Here is a 12,664-nt window from a genome sequence, read left to right on the forward strand (position 1 = left end):
GCGGCCCGTTCCGTTCTTGCGTCAGTCAGCCGGGCAGGGGAGATAATCCACACCGGCCAACCTGCATGGCCTTTCGATGGGGTTGGTCAGGCGTTGCAGTTGCGGCCAGAACGAAACATCTGGGATATCTTTTCCTGCAGGGCCAGTGCCGCCTGCCGTTCGTCGTCGGTGGCGGCGGCGGCAACCTGTGCATCGCAATAGTCACGCAGTTCCGGTGTCATGGCGTCGCCGGCGGCGCGGGCGGCCAGTGCATCGGCGACTTCGTTTTCGTCGGCAAAGATGTTTCCGGTGATGCCCGCGAAGTTGCGGATGCGCGCGATACGCTCTTCGGTGATGTCGCTGAGCGCGGCAAGGGCCTTGGTCTTGCCCATCTGGACGGTTTCCCCGATATAGCCGTAGGGGGCGTTGTCGCAGCGCTTGAGAATGCGGTCCATCGCCGGATCGACGACGCTGATCACGTCGCTGATGCCGGACTCGAAGGCGTATTCCGCGATGCCCGCCATCAGTTCGCAGGCGGTGTATGAGACGCTGCGGGAATTGCCCGGACGCTTGAGGCGTTCGGTGTCGATGCAGAACCGGGTGTTTTCCCAGATTGTCGCGCTGCGCAGGGGCGGTTCCCCGCACAGGATGTCCTGGAACACGTCGGTCAGCATGTGCGGTCCGGTGGTTTGCAGCATGCGGTTGCAGCCCACGACATTGTAGTCGTCATCGAGCGCGACGAGGTATGCAGGATCGAGATCGTCGAACAGGTCGAATTCACGGCCATTGCGCACGGTCACGTCCCAGCCCATCCGATCGTGGAATACGCGGGCGCGCAGTTTGAACATGTCGTCAATAACCGATCCGAACCGGTGGCGGTTCAACGCGTCAATAACAAGGATCATGGCGTTCGTTCCCCAAAGTGGTGGTGATTGGGGAAAGGATATCAAGGGAGTGTTACTGTGGAATTAGGGAAATCCCGTAGTTTGGGGCCCTCGGGAAAGTTTTTTTCCTCAAATGCATGTCAGCCCGAGGATATCCCACAGGATTTGCGTGGCATGTTTTGGGTACTGAATCAACCGGGAAGTATCAGCCCCAGGCTGACGGCGCGCCCGACGGCTTGTGCGGTGCTGATGGTGCAGAGTTTTTCGCGCGACGACCTCAAATGCACTTCGACGGTACGTGGCGAGATCGACAGGATGTCGCCGACATCCTGTTGCGACTTGCCCGCCGCCACCCATTGCAGAATCTCGAGTTCCCGCGATGAAAGGTTGGGGTGCCGCAGGGTTTTCATCAGGGGTTCGGAATTCATCACGGTGTCATGCAGGTGCACCGCATTGTTCAGAAGGCTTCCGATGATTTCCCGCTTCAGGCCGGCCCATTCGGTTGCTGTCGTCGAGGTGCAGGCGCAGAGCAGGCCGGTTTCACCGAACATTCCGCGGATCGGGACCGTCACGCCCTGCGAGGGCAGGCCGAAATCGTGGGCGTCACGAAATACCCTGTCGTAGTTGGTGTCGCTGGTCAGGCGGTTCCAGTCGACAGGGGCGACGGACCGCGCCGCCGAGCGAAGCGTCGGATCGAATTGCTGCAGGCTGTGCTGAACGTAATGGGCTTTCCATTCGTCCGGGTAGGTGGTGAAGCCATGCATCTTGCCCGAAATCGGATTGACCGCGAAATAGGTCGCGTGCTCGACACCAAGCGTATCGCACAGCTTGTTCAGATGCGCGACGAAGTCACGCTGCCCGTCGGGCGTACTGGCCAAGTCAATCAGATCCATGCGCTTGTTCATGTTGTATCGGGGGCGCGGGGGCGCCCTCTCCTCAGTTCAGCGTTTCGATCACCCATACCGGGGTCAATTTATACAAACACCATCGGGAATACCAAGATGGCAGGGATGTCATGATATACTCATACATGTCTTGTCGCCTTGGAATACTGCTTTACGGGGTGAACGAACATTGACTTGAAACAGCAAGAGACCGGTCGGCAGACAGGTTAGCGTTAACTATAATGCCATAATGCGGCATTGTCTTGGCGCTTGGGAAGCGGATTCCAGCCGACGCACAGAGACGCGTGGAATCGCGGCCAGAAAGATGTAAACCCGGCAAGGTTACTCCGGGGCCTCGGGCATCGGAGCCGAATGAAAAGGGCCGCGCGACAGTGTCGCGCGACCCGGATTTTCTCGGCAACGTCTGGATCAGGCGTTGTTTTCGTCGTCCGATGCGTCTTGCTCGGGCAGGACTTCTTCGACCGTCTCGGCCAGATCTTCGTCGTCCGATGCGGCGCTGCCGATGTCTTCGAAGAGTTCCGCGATTTCATAATCGGCGGCGGCTTCTTCTTCTGCGGCGGCGTCCTGAATGCTTTTGCCCGACGCTTGCAGTTCGGCCTCTTCGGGCGAACGGGCGACGTTCAGTTGCATGTGCACCTCGACTTCGGGGTGCAGGTGCACCTCGACGTCGTGCAGGCCGAGGGTCTTGATCGGCTGGCGAATCAGAACTTGCTTGCGGTCGAGCGAGAAGCCTTCCTCGGTGGCGACGGCAGCGGCGTCACGAGTCGAAACCGACCCGTAAAGGTTGCCGCCGTCAGAGGCCTGACGAATCACGATGAACTGCTGACCATCCAGCTTTTCGGCCAGTTGTTCGGCTTCCTTGCGGGTTTCCAGGTTGCGGGCTTCCAGCTGCGCTTTCTGGTCTTCGAAGCCTTTGATGTTGGCCTCGGAGGCCGACAGGGCCTTGCCTTGGGGCAGCAGGTAGTTGCGTGCGAAACCGGGCTTGACGTCGACGACATCGCCCATCTGGCCCAGCTTGGCCACGCGTTCGAGAAGGATAACTTGCATGATGCTCTCTCCTTACTTCACGGCGTAGGGCAGCAGGGCGAGGAAGCGCGCGCGCTTGATGGCGCGGGACAGCTCACGCTGCTTCTTGGCCGAAACGGCGGTGATGCGCGACGGCACGATCTTGCCACGCTCGGAAATGTAGCGTTGCAGCAGTTTCGTGTCCTTATAGTCGATCTTGGGTGCGTTGTCGCCCGAGAAGGGGCAGACCTTGCGGCGGCGGAAAAACGGTTTTGCAGCCATGGTTTAGTGTCCTTTCTTCAGGCGGTTATCAACGGCGCTCGCGACGGCTGTCGCGATCTTCTTTCTTCTGCATCTGGATCGAGGGGCCCTCTTCGTGCTCGTCGACCTTGATGGTCATGACGCGCATCACATCGTCATGCAGACGCATCAGGCGTTCCATTTCCTGAACGGCCGGCGCGGGGGCGTCGGTTTTCAGGAAGGAGTAGTGGCCCTTGCGGTTCTTGTTGATCTTGTAGGCCATCGTCTTGACGCCCCAGTACTCGCTGTCGACGATCTTGCCGCCGTTGTCGGACAGAACGGTACCGAAATGTTCGATGAGGCCTTCGGCCTGCGCGTTAGACAGATCCTGGCGCGCGATAAATACATGCTCATACAGCGGCATGTGATCTCCACTTCTTTCAAGGCGCATTTCAAAGGCGGGCCAGACCCTTCCACGGCCCCGCCACGAGAGACTGCGCGGTTCAAACGTCGTGCGGAAGGATGGGCGCGTATACGATGGATCGTGCTGTGGCGCAAGTGGCGGTGTCGCGTATGGCGTATGTCCCAGAATTTGTCTGCGCTTTGCCCAAATCGCGCCTCAATCAAGCTGTTCTTTCAGGGTTAACAAATCATGAAAGGATGCCCGTCGTGGTTGCGCTGCACGAATTGTCGAATATCGAACCCGACACCCTGATCGAAGGGAATGCCCGCCGCGCGCTGCGGGGCAAGGCATCGTTGCGCCGGGGGGTGAAAATGGGCTTCGGTGCGGCATTCCTGATGGCGTCGGTCGGGTTGTGGGCGTTCCAGGCAGGCGCGGGCGACGGTGCGATGCAGTTGATCAAGCTGCTGATCTCGGGCGTGTTGCTGATCGTCGGGTTGTTCTTTGTCAGCGGTCTGGACGAGCGCGGCGACGTTCCCGAAATACATATCGACCCCATCAAGCGGCAACTTCGTATCGTGAATGTCGACAGCGAGGGAATGGCGCGGATATGTGCCACTCATGCGTTTGACGATCTGGCCGAAATCGCGTTGCGAGACGGTTTGCTGACCGCGCGCGATCATGAGGGGTGCGAACTGTTCGCCATTCCCGTGGACGATCCATCGGTCGTCGAGGCCCTGCGCGATACGATGCAACTGAGTGCATGAAGCGCATATGATCATGGCGATTTGCGCCTTTGTGCCGGCGAATGTTCGCTGATCCACACGTTTTGTTGAATTTAACAGGATTGCCCGAGCCGGGATTACCCCATTTATTGCGTCTGGAACTGTAATTTCCATTCCTGAGAGAGAGACGTAATGAAGACACTGCTTTTGACCACCGCCCTGACCGTAGGTGCCATGCCCGCTTTGGCCGCGCCGGAGCAATACAACCTCGACCCGAGCCACAGCCAGGTCGTGTTCTCGTACAACCACCTTGGGTTTTCGACGACTTACGGGATGTTCACGGGCTTCGAGGGCGAGATCATGTTCGACGAGGAAGACCCGGCGAACTCTTCGGTCAGCGTGTCTATGCCGGTGCTGTCGATGTTCACCGGATGGGAGGCGCGTTTCGATCACTTCATGTCCGAAACGTTCTTCAATGCCGCGGAGGGCGACATGATTACATTCAGTTCGACCGGGATCGAAGTGACCGGCGACACCACGGCACAAATCACCGGCGATCTGACCATGAACGGTGTGACCAAATCGGTCGTGCTGGATGCCGAACTGAACAAGCAGGGCGGGCATCCGATGATGGAGGGCAAGCCTTGGGTCGGGTTCGACGCCACCACCACGCTGAAACGCAGCGAATTCGGTATGGACTTCGCCGTGCCGGCGGTCGGGGATGAGGTCGAAGTGATGATCTCGATCGAGGCGGGCAAAGCCGAATAACACCGGCAAGTGGAATGCAAGAAAGGGCCAGTCCAAGCGGCTGGCCCTTTTCGTTTGTCCCCGCCGGGGCTTTGTCAGCCTCGGTTCGCTGTCAGATCGAACCGGATATTCACATCCGCACCAAGCGATCCGGTGTCGTTCGAGCCGACGTTGAAATCGCGGCGGTCCACGCTCAACCCGCCCTGAGCGGTGGCGCTGTCACCGTCCACCGTCAGGTCGAATGGCATTTCAACGGGGACGGATTGATCGCGGATCGTCAGGGTGCCGCGCGCGACATGGCCCTGATCGGTGCCGAACAGGTCGGCGTTGAAACGGGCGGTAGGAAAGTTTTCTGCGTTGAAGTACTCGGCTCCCATGGCCTGATCGGTCACTGAGCCAAGGGTCAGAGACCCAATCGAGATCACGACCGTCACTTCGCCATGCTTACCCGTCGCGTCGGGCGTTTCCGAATAGCTGATATCGGCGGTCCAGTCGGCAAAGCTGCCGGTCACGTCCGATCCCATTTGCAGGACCGTGATTTCAAGAGTGCCGTTCTGCACCTGCCATTCGCCCTGCACGGTTTCAAGGGATGGGGCGGTTGCGGCGGTTTCCGTCATCGGTGCACGCTCCAGCGGAAGCCAGCCAAGGGCACCCGCACCGCCAAGGATCGCCGCCCACAGGGCAAGGGCGGTCATAACAGGCAGGCCGTGACCGGGCTGTGTTTCGGTTGGCTGGCCTGGGCTGTGGCCGGGCAACATACGGCGCAAGGTGGCGTCGCGGTCGATGACATGGTGTTTGAACGCGCCCACGATGTGCAGGACGATGGCGCCGATCAGAATCCACTGCAGGATGTAATGCAATACGCCCGTCAGGTCGGCCACATAGGCGTCTTTCGGCACGAAGGGCAGGTTTTGTCCGAAGGGCCACCAGATCGGGGCAAAACCTGTCGTGGCCGCATGGTGCACCCAGCCGGTCAGAGGAACCGCGACAAGCGAGCCGTAAAGCAGCCAGTGGACCGTTTCGGCCAGCCATGCCTCAACCTTGTGGTCGCCGTTCAGCAGGCCGGGTTTGCTCTGCCCGAATGCCCACAGAATGCGCGCCAATGCGACGAAAAATACGGCGAGGCCGATGGTCTTGTGGGCCGAAAACAGGGTGGCGGCCCATTGCACGGTGGTTTCGGATACGGCGATGTCGGGGTTGCCGACCTGATGGGCCAGATCGTTGGCAATGATCCCGAGCGGAATCGCCGCCAGGATCAACAGCGCGGTCAGCCAGTGAAAGGTCTTGGCGACGCTGCCATAGGTGGTCGGGGTGTTGCTGGCGGGCATGGAATGCTCCTGATTGAAATCTTTGCCGCAACATTAGCGCCGGGGGCAGAACGGACAATCCCACGCTGCGCACAGGTGGCGTGCATGTGTGCCGCAGCCGGGGTTGCCCGTTGCCTCGGCGGGCGAGGCGCGCTATCGGGGAGATTACCGAACAAGAAAGACAAGAGGTCATGATGAGCCGAGCATTCGTATTTCCGGGGCAGGGGGCGCAGACGATTGGCATGGGCCGGGCATTGGCCGAGGCGTACCCGTCTGCAAAGGCGATTTTCGACGAGGTCGATGAGGCCCTGGGCGAAAAGCTGAGCGATCTGATCTGGGAGGGCGAGCAGGACACGCTGACCCTGACGCAAAACGCGCAACCCGCGCTGATGGCGACCTCGCTGGCGGCGATGCGCGCGCTCGAGGCTGAAGGGGGGGCGATTGATGCGGCGTCGATGGTCGCGGGGCACTCTCTGGGGGAATATTCGGCACTGGCCGCCGCCGGGGCGCTGAGCGTGGCCGACTGTGCCCGCTTGCTGCGCACGCGCGGCGAGGCCATGCAAAAGGCCGTGCCGGTGGGCGAGGGCGCGATGGCCGCCATTCTGGGGCTCGATCTGGAGGCCGTGCGCGATGTGGCCGTGGCTGCCGCGCAGGGCGAGGTCTGTCAGGCCGCCAACGATAACGATCCGGGGCAGGTTGTGGTCTCGGGGCACAAGGCCGCCGTGGAGCGTGCGGTGGAGATTGCCAAGGAAAAGGGCGCGAAGCGGGCCATGTTGTTGCCGGTCAGCGCACCGTTCCACTGCGCCCTGATGCAGCCCGCCGCCGATGTGATGGCCGAGGCCTTGAGCGCCGTGGACATCGCCGCGCCCAAGGTGCCGCTGGTAGCCAACGTGCGCGCCGGTGCTGTGACGGACCCGGATGAAATCCGCCAGTTGCTGGTCGAACAGGTGACGGGATCGGTTCGCTGGCGTGAATCGGTGCTTTACATGGCCGCTCAGGGCGTGACCGAGGTTTGGGAGATCGGCGCGGGCAAGGCGCTGAGTGGGATGATCCGCCGGATCGACCGGGCATTGGCGACCCGTGCGGTCGGCACGCCCGAGGATGTGAACGCGGCGGTCGAGGCACTGAACGGCTAGGGCCGGGACAAAACGAATTGTCGTGCCGGATGTCCTGTGGAGGTCCGGCGACGGAACAAAGGGATATGCAAGATGTTTGATCTGACAGGAAAAACCGCCCTCGTCACAGGTGCGTCGGGTGGGATCGGCGGCGCGATTGCACGGGCGCTGCATGGCGCGGGCGCGACGGTGGGCCTGAGCGGCACGCGCACCGAACCTCTTGAGGCGCTGGCCTCGGAACTGGGGGAGCGCGCCCATGTCCTGCCGTGCAACCTTGGCGACGCCGAGGCGGTCGAGGCCCTGCCCAAGCAGGCCATCGAGGCCATGGACGGGCTGGATATTCTGGTGAACAACGCCGGGATCACCCGCGACCAGATTTTCATGCGCATGTCCGACGAGGAATGGGCGCAGGTGCTGGACGTGAACCTGACATCGTCGATGCGGCTGTGCCGGGGTGTGATGCGCCCGATGATGAAGGCCCGTTGGGGGCGTATCATCAATATCAGTTCCATCGTCGGGGCCACGGGCAACCCCGGTCAGGCCAACTATGCCGCCTCCAAGGCGGGTCTTGTCGGGATGACCAAATCCATCGCCTATGAGGTCGCCAGCCGGGGGATCACCGCCAATGCCGTGGCGCCGGGGTTCATTGCGACGGCGATGACCGACAAGCTGACCGACGATCAGAAAGACAAGATCAACGCGCAAATCCCTGCCGCACGCATGGGCGCGCCCGAGGAAATCGCCGCGGCCGTATTGTATCTGGCCAGCCCCGAGGCCGGGTATGTCACCGGCACGACGTTGCATGTGAATGGCGGTATGGCGATGATCTGATCCGCGGGGTCCGGTCTGCACGTCCTGCGGGAATCAGTGGATGCGATGCAATGACCGGAGCCGGAGACCGTTTGCATCGTGGTCGCTGGCCGCTGCGTATCGGGCCGGGGCCAGAGGGAGGATGACCTTGCGTAAGGGGCGGTGGTTGTGGTTTGTTCTGTTTCGCCAACAGCTTAGCGACCGCGACGCGGAATTCGGGGCGAATCCGGCCCCGGTTCGGTTCCGTTGGGACGGCAGCGCTCGGTCGGGTGGCCATTGGCGAAAGGATTTGCCAACGGCGCACCATGTGCTATAGGCGGCGCAGTTCGGCTGGGAGGTGGCATTCGCCCGTCCGGGCCACCCGCTTTGGCGGGATGAGACATCCGCCCCGTGGGGCATAACCAAGGCCGCTTCCCGGCTGGGGCAGGGGCAGCAAAGCGGGTCGGCAGACCCCGAAGTAAATGAGGATTATGACATGAGCGATATCGCAGACCGCGTGAAGAAAATCGTCGTAGAGCATCTGGGTGTGGAAGAGGACAAGGTTGTCGAGAACGCCTCGTTCATCGACGATCTGGGCGCAGACAGCCTTGACACGGTCGAACTGGTCATGGCCTTCGAGGAAGAGTTCGGTATCGAGATCCCCGACGATGCAGCCGAAACCATCCAGACCTTCGGTGATGCTGTGAAATTCATCAGCGAAGCATCGTAAGCAAGACTCTCACCCGATCGGGTGACAGGCCCCTGCCGGTTCGGCAGGGGCCTTTTTCGTGCCTGCATACGGGTCAGGAAAATTTGGCGAGGGCGTTAATCGACGCTATGATGCCGATTTGTTGACATCCCGCCCGGCCATCTGCTGGCAAGATCGTGCTGTCCCGATTGGTCGGGGTATAGTTTTCGCAACGGAAGGTCTGTCGCCATGATCATCTATCCCACCCTCGAACTGATGAACGGCAAATGCGTGTCGCTGACGCGTGGCCGGTTGAATGAACCGGTGATCTGGCATGTGGACCCGGTTGAAACCGCCCGCGGCTTTGCCGCCGCCGGTGCCGAATGGATTCACGTGACCGATATCGACGCCTTGACGGGCGAGGGAAACAATGACGATCTGATCGGGGATATCATCCGTGCCGCCGGTGCGCCTGTCCAGCTTGGCGGCGGGTTTCGTTCGCGCGAACGGGTTGAAAACTGGATCGACCGTGGCGCGGGCCGCGTCGTGATCGGCACGATGGCGGCACATGATCCGGATTTGCTGCGTGAACTGGCCAAACTGCATCCTGACCAGATCGTTCTGGCCGTGGATATCTATGACGGTTCTGTCATGACCGAAGGCTGGAAGTCGCGCAGCGCCTTCCAGCCGGAGACCTATGTCAAGGCCTTCGACGATGCGCCCCTGGCGGGAATTATCGTCACGGATATCGACGCCGATATCGAGGACAGCGACGGCAGCCTTGCCGTGATCACCGGCCTTGCCGCGCAGACTCATCACCCGGTCATTGCACGGGGGACCGTAAGCAGCGCCGACGATGTATCGCGGTTGAAATACGTGCCCAACATTGCCGGGACACTGATCGGCCGGGCCCTGCTGTCCAAGGATGTCGATCTGGCCGAGGCCATCGCCATGGGCCATGCCGAGACCGAACCGCAGGCCGAGTTTCAGTAAACGGGAATTTCAGTCAGGTTATCGGCGGAGTGGCGTCGACTTGGCCTGGCGCATGCAGCGCCGCTCTTGCCCCCCGGTGGCAAGGCGGGTTATGAGCAACCCTTGAAGAGGTAAGGAAAGGGCAGAAGCATGCGTCGAGTGGTTGTCACGGGGCTGGGTTTGGTCACGCCTTTGGCGTCAGGCGTTGAAAAAACGTGGGCACGGCTTCTGGACGGGCAGTCGGGGGCGGGAACCATTACCCGTTTCGATCCCCAGAACGTGGTGACGAAATACGCCTGCGAAGTACCGCTTGGCGATGGCTCGGACGGGACGTTCAACGCCGATGATCACATGGCGCCCAAGGAACGCCGCAAGGTTGATGACTTCATCCTTTACGGTGTCGCCGCCGCCGATATGGCGGTCAAGGATGCGGGCTGGACCCCCGACGACGAAGAGAGCCGTGAGCGCACGGGCGTGATGCTGGGCTCGGGGATCGGCGGGTTGCGCTCGATCGAGGAGACCACGCTGCTTATTCGCGACAAGGGCGTGCGCCGTGTGTCGCCGTTCTTTATTCCGGGTGCGCTGATCAACCTGATCAGCGGGCAGGTCAGCATTCGGTACGGGTTCAAGGGACCCAACCATTCGGTGGTGACGGCCTGTTCCACGGGGGCGCATGCCATCGGGGACGCATTGCGTCTGATCCAGTATGGCGATGCCGACGTGATGGTGGCCGGCGGGGCCGAGGCGGCGATCTGTGAGATCGGGATCGCCGGGTTCAACGCCTGCAAGGCGCTCAGCACCAAGCGCGCCGACGATCCGCAGCGCGCCAGCCGTCCCTATGACGAAGATCGCGACGGGTTCGTCATGGGCGAGGGCGCGGGCGTGGTCGTGCTGGAGGAGTACGAACACGCCAAGGCGCGCGGCGCCAAGATTTATGCCGAGGTTCTGGGCTATGGCCTGTCGGGCGATGCCTATCACATCACCGCTCCCTCCGAGGACGGCGATGGTGGGTTCCGGGCGATGAAATCCGCGCTGAAACACGCCGGTGTCGACCCGTCCGAGGTGGATTACATCAACGCGCACGGCACCAGCACCATGGCGGACACGATCGAACTGAAAGCGGTCGAGCGTCTGCTGGGCGATGCCGCAGGGCAGGCGACCATGAGTTCGACCAAGTCGTCGGTCGGCCACCTTCTGGGGGCGGCCGGTGCGATTGAGGCGATCTTCTCGATCCTGGCGATCCGCGATCAGGTGGCGCCGCCGACGATCAATCTGGACAATCCCGCAGTCGACACTCCCCTTGATCTGGCGCCGAACGCCAAGCGGGAGCGCAAAATTGACGTGGCGCTTTCGAACAGCTTCGGCTTTGGCGGAACGAATGCCAGCCTGTGTATCGGGAAACCGCGCTGATGTGGCGGCATATCGCCTCGAACTTTCTTACCTTTCTGGTGGTGATCGTGTTCCTGATCGGGGGCGTGATCCTGTGGGGGCAGTCGGAATACAACGCCACCGGTCCGCTGGACGATCCGATCTGCCTGCGGGTCGAGCGCGGCAGCAACATGCGCGCGATTTCGCGGCGGCTGGCCGAGGACGGGGCGATCAGCAACGGGACGATCTTTCGGGTCGGAACCGACTACACCGACAAGACCGCCCTTCTGAAAGCCGGGAGCTGGCTGATCCCCGAGGGGGCCAGCATGTCCGAGATCGCCGATCTGATCACCAAGGGCGGGGCCAGCACCTGTGGCACCGAAGTGGTGTACCGGATCGGGATCAACAGTGCGGCTGTGGAAGTGCGCGAGTTGGACCCGGCGACCAGCCGCTATGTGGAAAAGGCCGCGTTTACCCCCGGAGAAGAGGACGCCCCCGCCCTGTTTCAGTCGGTGCGCGACAAGGCCGATACGCGCTATCGCATCGCGATGGCCGAGGGCGTGACCAGTTGGCAGGTCGTCAACGCATTGAATTTAATGGATGTTCTGGACGGCGAAGTCGGGGAGACTCCCGCCGAGGGCAGCCTGGCACCGGACAGCTACGAAGTGCGCGAGGGCGACACCCGCGAAAGCGTGATTGCGCGGATGCGGGAGGCGCAGGATGTGATTTTGGCGGGGGCCTGGGAATCGCGGCAGGAGGGGTTGCCGTTGGAGGGGCCGTATGAGGCCTTGATCCTGGCGTCGATCATCGAGAAGGAAACCGGCATCGCGGAAGAGCGTGGGCAGGTGGCCAGCGTGTTCGTCAACCGCCTGCGGGAGGGGATGCGGCTGCAGACCGACCCGACGGTGATCTACGGGATCACCAAGGGCGAGGGCGTGTTGGGACGGGGGTTGCGTCAGAGTGAACTTCGGTCTGAAACCCCTTGGAATACTTATGTAATTCCGGGGCTTCCGCCGACGCCGATTGCCAATCCGGGCCGTGCCAGCATCGAAGCGGCGGTCAACCCCGAGGAGACCGACTATATCTTCTTCGTGGCGGACGGATCGGGGGGGCATGCCTTTGCCGAGACGCTGGACGAGCATAACCGCAATGTCGCGCGCTGGCGCGAAATCGAGGCCGAGCGCAGCACGGAGTGATCCGGGCGCGCGGGTTCGCCCGGTCCGGCGCGTTTCGTACGTTTTGTACGATGTGTACGCGGGTTTTGTACGAAACTCCGGGGGTGTGCGGACATTTGCGTCCATCAGGGGCGCAAATCGGGCGGTGAGAAGGCGCGGGATTTCTGGCAACGAGCGGGATGTCGAGAGTCGGGCGATTGGCCATTGGGTTGCTGTGCCTGGGATCGGTTTGCGTGTTGTCTGAGGGCAGGCAGGTTGGCTGGACCTGCGGTGCGGGTGTGGCGGGTCGTGAAAGTCGGAAGGTCGGGTTTGAGTCCTAAGTGACAGATGCTGTGAAATGCACGAATGTCCGCTGCGGAGGGGGC

At 61.7% G+C, this 12,664-nt stretch carries 14 protein-coding genes; 8 read left to right on the forward strand and 6 right to left on the reverse strand.

Annotated features, from left to right (window positions below; genetic code table 11):
- Positions 1-86: 86 nt before the first annotated feature.
- From KPG71_RS14690 to rpsF, 5 genes are all read right to left on the reverse strand, one after another.
- The gene (locus tag KPG71_RS14690; RefSeq protein ID WP_216338745.1) at positions 87-884 is read right to left on the reverse strand and encodes an acyl-homoserine-lactone synthase; all 798 of its coding nucleotides are present in this window, start codon (positions 882-884) and stop codon (positions 87-89) included.
- Positions 885-1,054: 170 nt separating this feature from the next.
- The gene (locus KPG71_RS14695) at positions 1,055-1,756 is read right to left on the reverse strand and encodes an autoinducer binding domain-containing protein (protein WP_216338746.1); all 702 of its coding nucleotides are present in this window, start codon (positions 1,754-1,756) and stop codon (positions 1,055-1,057) included.
- 420 nt (positions 1,757-2,176) lie between these two features.
- Positions 2,177-2,815, reverse strand: a complete 639-nt coding sequence (gene rplI, locus KPG71_RS14700; protein ID WP_216338747.1) for a 50S ribosomal protein L9 — start codon at positions 2,813-2,815, stop codon at positions 2,177-2,179.
- A 12-nt stretch (positions 2,816-2,827) separates the two neighbouring features.
- Positions 2,828-3,055, reverse strand: coding sequence for a 30S ribosomal protein S18 (rpsR, locus tag KPG71_RS14705; protein WP_058291462.1), 228 nt, complete (start codon positions 3,053-3,055; stop codon positions 2,828-2,830).
- A gap of 28 nt (positions 3,056-3,083) precedes the next feature.
- On the reverse strand, positions 3,084-3,437 hold the full coding sequence (rpsF, locus tag KPG71_RS14710; protein WP_216338748.1) for a 30S ribosomal protein S6: 354 nt from the start codon (positions 3,435-3,437) through the stop codon (positions 3,084-3,086).
- Positions 3,438-3,673: 236 nt separating this feature from the next.
- Here rpsF and KPG71_RS14715 point away from each other — a divergent pair, with 236 nt between their 5' ends.
- Together KPG71_RS14715 and KPG71_RS14720 are read left to right on the forward strand one after the other, a co-directional pair.
- Positions 3,674-4,180 (forward strand): hypothetical protein, encoded by a 507-nt coding sequence (locus KPG71_RS14715; RefSeq protein ID WP_216338749.1) that lies wholly within the window; start codon positions 3,674-3,676, stop codon positions 4,178-4,180.
- Positions 4,181-4,330: 150 nt separating this feature from the next.
- Positions 4,331-4,906, forward strand: coding sequence for a YceI family protein (locus KPG71_RS14720; RefSeq protein WP_216338750.1), 576 nt, complete (start codon positions 4,331-4,333; stop codon positions 4,904-4,906).
- A gap of 74 nt (positions 4,907-4,980) precedes the next feature.
- Here KPG71_RS14720 and KPG71_RS14725 read toward each other — a convergent pair whose 3' ends face one another.
- Positions 4,981-6,213 carry a cytochrome b/b6 domain-containing protein gene (locus KPG71_RS14725; protein ID WP_216338751.1) on the reverse strand — a complete coding sequence of 411 codons (1,233 nt, stop codon included), beginning with the start codon at positions 6,211-6,213 and terminating at the stop codon, positions 4,981-4,983.
- 173 nt (positions 6,214-6,386) lie between these two features.
- Here KPG71_RS14725 and fabD point away from each other — a divergent pair, with 173 nt between their 5' ends.
- From fabD to mltG, 6 genes are all read left to right on the forward strand, one after another.
- Positions 6,387-7,328, forward strand: coding sequence for an ACP S-malonyltransferase (gene fabD / locus KPG71_RS14730; protein ID WP_216338752.1), 942 nt, complete (start codon positions 6,387-6,389; stop codon positions 7,326-7,328).
- A 72-nt stretch (positions 7,329-7,400) separates the two neighbouring features.
- Positions 7,401-8,138, forward strand: coding sequence for a 3-oxoacyl-[acyl-carrier-protein] reductase (gene fabG, locus KPG71_RS14735; protein WP_216338753.1), 738 nt, complete (start codon positions 7,401-7,403; stop codon positions 8,136-8,138).
- A 454-nt stretch (positions 8,139-8,592) separates the two neighbouring features.
- A complete protein-coding gene (locus KPG71_RS14740; RefSeq protein ID WP_036558652.1) occupies positions 8,593-8,826 on the forward strand; it encodes an acyl carrier protein in 234 nt (77 codons plus the stop codon).
- 207 nt (positions 8,827-9,033) lie between these two features.
- Positions 9,034-9,777: a 1-(5-phosphoribosyl)-5-[(5-phosphoribosylamino)methylideneamino] imidazole-4-carboxamide isomerase gene (locus tag KPG71_RS14745; RefSeq protein WP_216338754.1), complete on the forward strand. Its 744-nt coding sequence runs from the start codon at positions 9,034-9,036 to the stop codon at positions 9,775-9,777.
- A 129-nt stretch (positions 9,778-9,906) separates the two neighbouring features.
- Positions 9,907-11,166, forward strand: a complete 1,260-nt coding sequence (gene fabF, locus KPG71_RS14750; protein ID WP_216338755.1) for a beta-ketoacyl-ACP synthase II — start codon at positions 9,907-9,909, stop codon at positions 11,164-11,166.
- Entirely contained in the window at positions 11,166-12,320 is a 1,155-nt protein-coding gene (gene mltG / locus KPG71_RS14755) for an endolytic transglycosylase MltG (RefSeq protein WP_216338756.1), read from the forward strand. The genes fabF and mltG overlap by 1 nt, the downstream gene beginning before the upstream one ends.
- The last annotated feature ends 344 nt before the right edge of the window (positions 12,321-12,664 follow it).

Source organism: Roseovarius sp. PS-C2 (assembly GCF_018862045.1).
Taxonomy (GTDB): Bacteria; Pseudomonadota; Alphaproteobacteria; order Rhodobacterales; family Rhodobacteraceae; genus Roseovarius.

What these genes read in the sequence shown, in the direction of transcription:
- KPG71_RS14690 (WP_216338745.1), bottom strand. Translation starts at nt 884, where the DNA reads ATGATCCTTGTTATTGACGCGTTGAACCGCCACCGGTTCGGATCGGTT.
- KPG71_RS14695 (WP_216338746.1), bottom strand. Translation starts at nt 1,756, where the DNA reads ATGGATCTGATTGACTTGGCCAGTACGCCCGACGGGCAGCGTGACTTC.
- rplI (WP_216338747.1), bottom strand. Translation starts at nt 2,815, where the DNA reads ATGCAAGTTATCCTTCTCGAACGCGTGGCCAAGCTGGGCCAGATGGGC.
- rpsR (WP_058291462.1), bottom strand. Translation starts at nt 3,055, where the DNA reads ATGGCTGCAAAACCGTTTTTCCGCCGCCGCAAGGTCTGCCCCTTCTCG.
- rpsF (WP_216338748.1), bottom strand. Translation starts at nt 3,437, where the DNA reads ATGCCGCTGTATGAGCATGTATTTATCGCGCGCCAGGATCTGTCTAAC.
- KPG71_RS14715 (WP_216338749.1), top strand. Translation starts at nt 3,674, where the DNA reads ATGCCCGTCGTGGTTGCGCTGCACGAATTGTCGAATATCGAACCCGAC.
- KPG71_RS14720 (WP_216338750.1), top strand. Translation starts at nt 4,331, where the DNA reads ATGAAGACACTGCTTTTGACCACCGCCCTGACCGTAGGTGCCATGCCC.
- KPG71_RS14725 (WP_216338751.1), bottom strand. Translation starts at nt 6,213, where the DNA reads ATGCCCGCCAGCAACACCCCGACCACCTATGGCAGCGTCGCCAAGACC.
- fabD (WP_216338752.1), top strand. Translation starts at nt 6,387, where the DNA reads ATGAGCCGAGCATTCGTATTTCCGGGGCAGGGGGCGCAGACGATTGGC.
- fabG (WP_216338753.1), top strand. Translation starts at nt 7,401, where the DNA reads ATGTTTGATCTGACAGGAAAAACCGCCCTCGTCACAGGTGCGTCGGGT.
- KPG71_RS14740 (WP_036558652.1), top strand. Translation starts at nt 8,593, where the DNA reads ATGAGCGATATCGCAGACCGCGTGAAGAAAATCGTCGTAGAGCATCTG.
- KPG71_RS14745 (WP_216338754.1), top strand. Translation starts at nt 9,034, where the DNA reads ATGATCATCTATCCCACCCTCGAACTGATGAACGGCAAATGCGTGTCG.
- fabF (WP_216338755.1), top strand. Translation starts at nt 9,907, where the DNA reads ATGCGTCGAGTGGTTGTCACGGGGCTGGGTTTGGTCACGCCTTTGGCG.
- mltG (WP_216338756.1), top strand. Translation starts at nt 11,166, where the DNA reads ATGTGGCGGCATATCGCCTCGAACTTTCTTACCTTTCTGGTGGTGATC.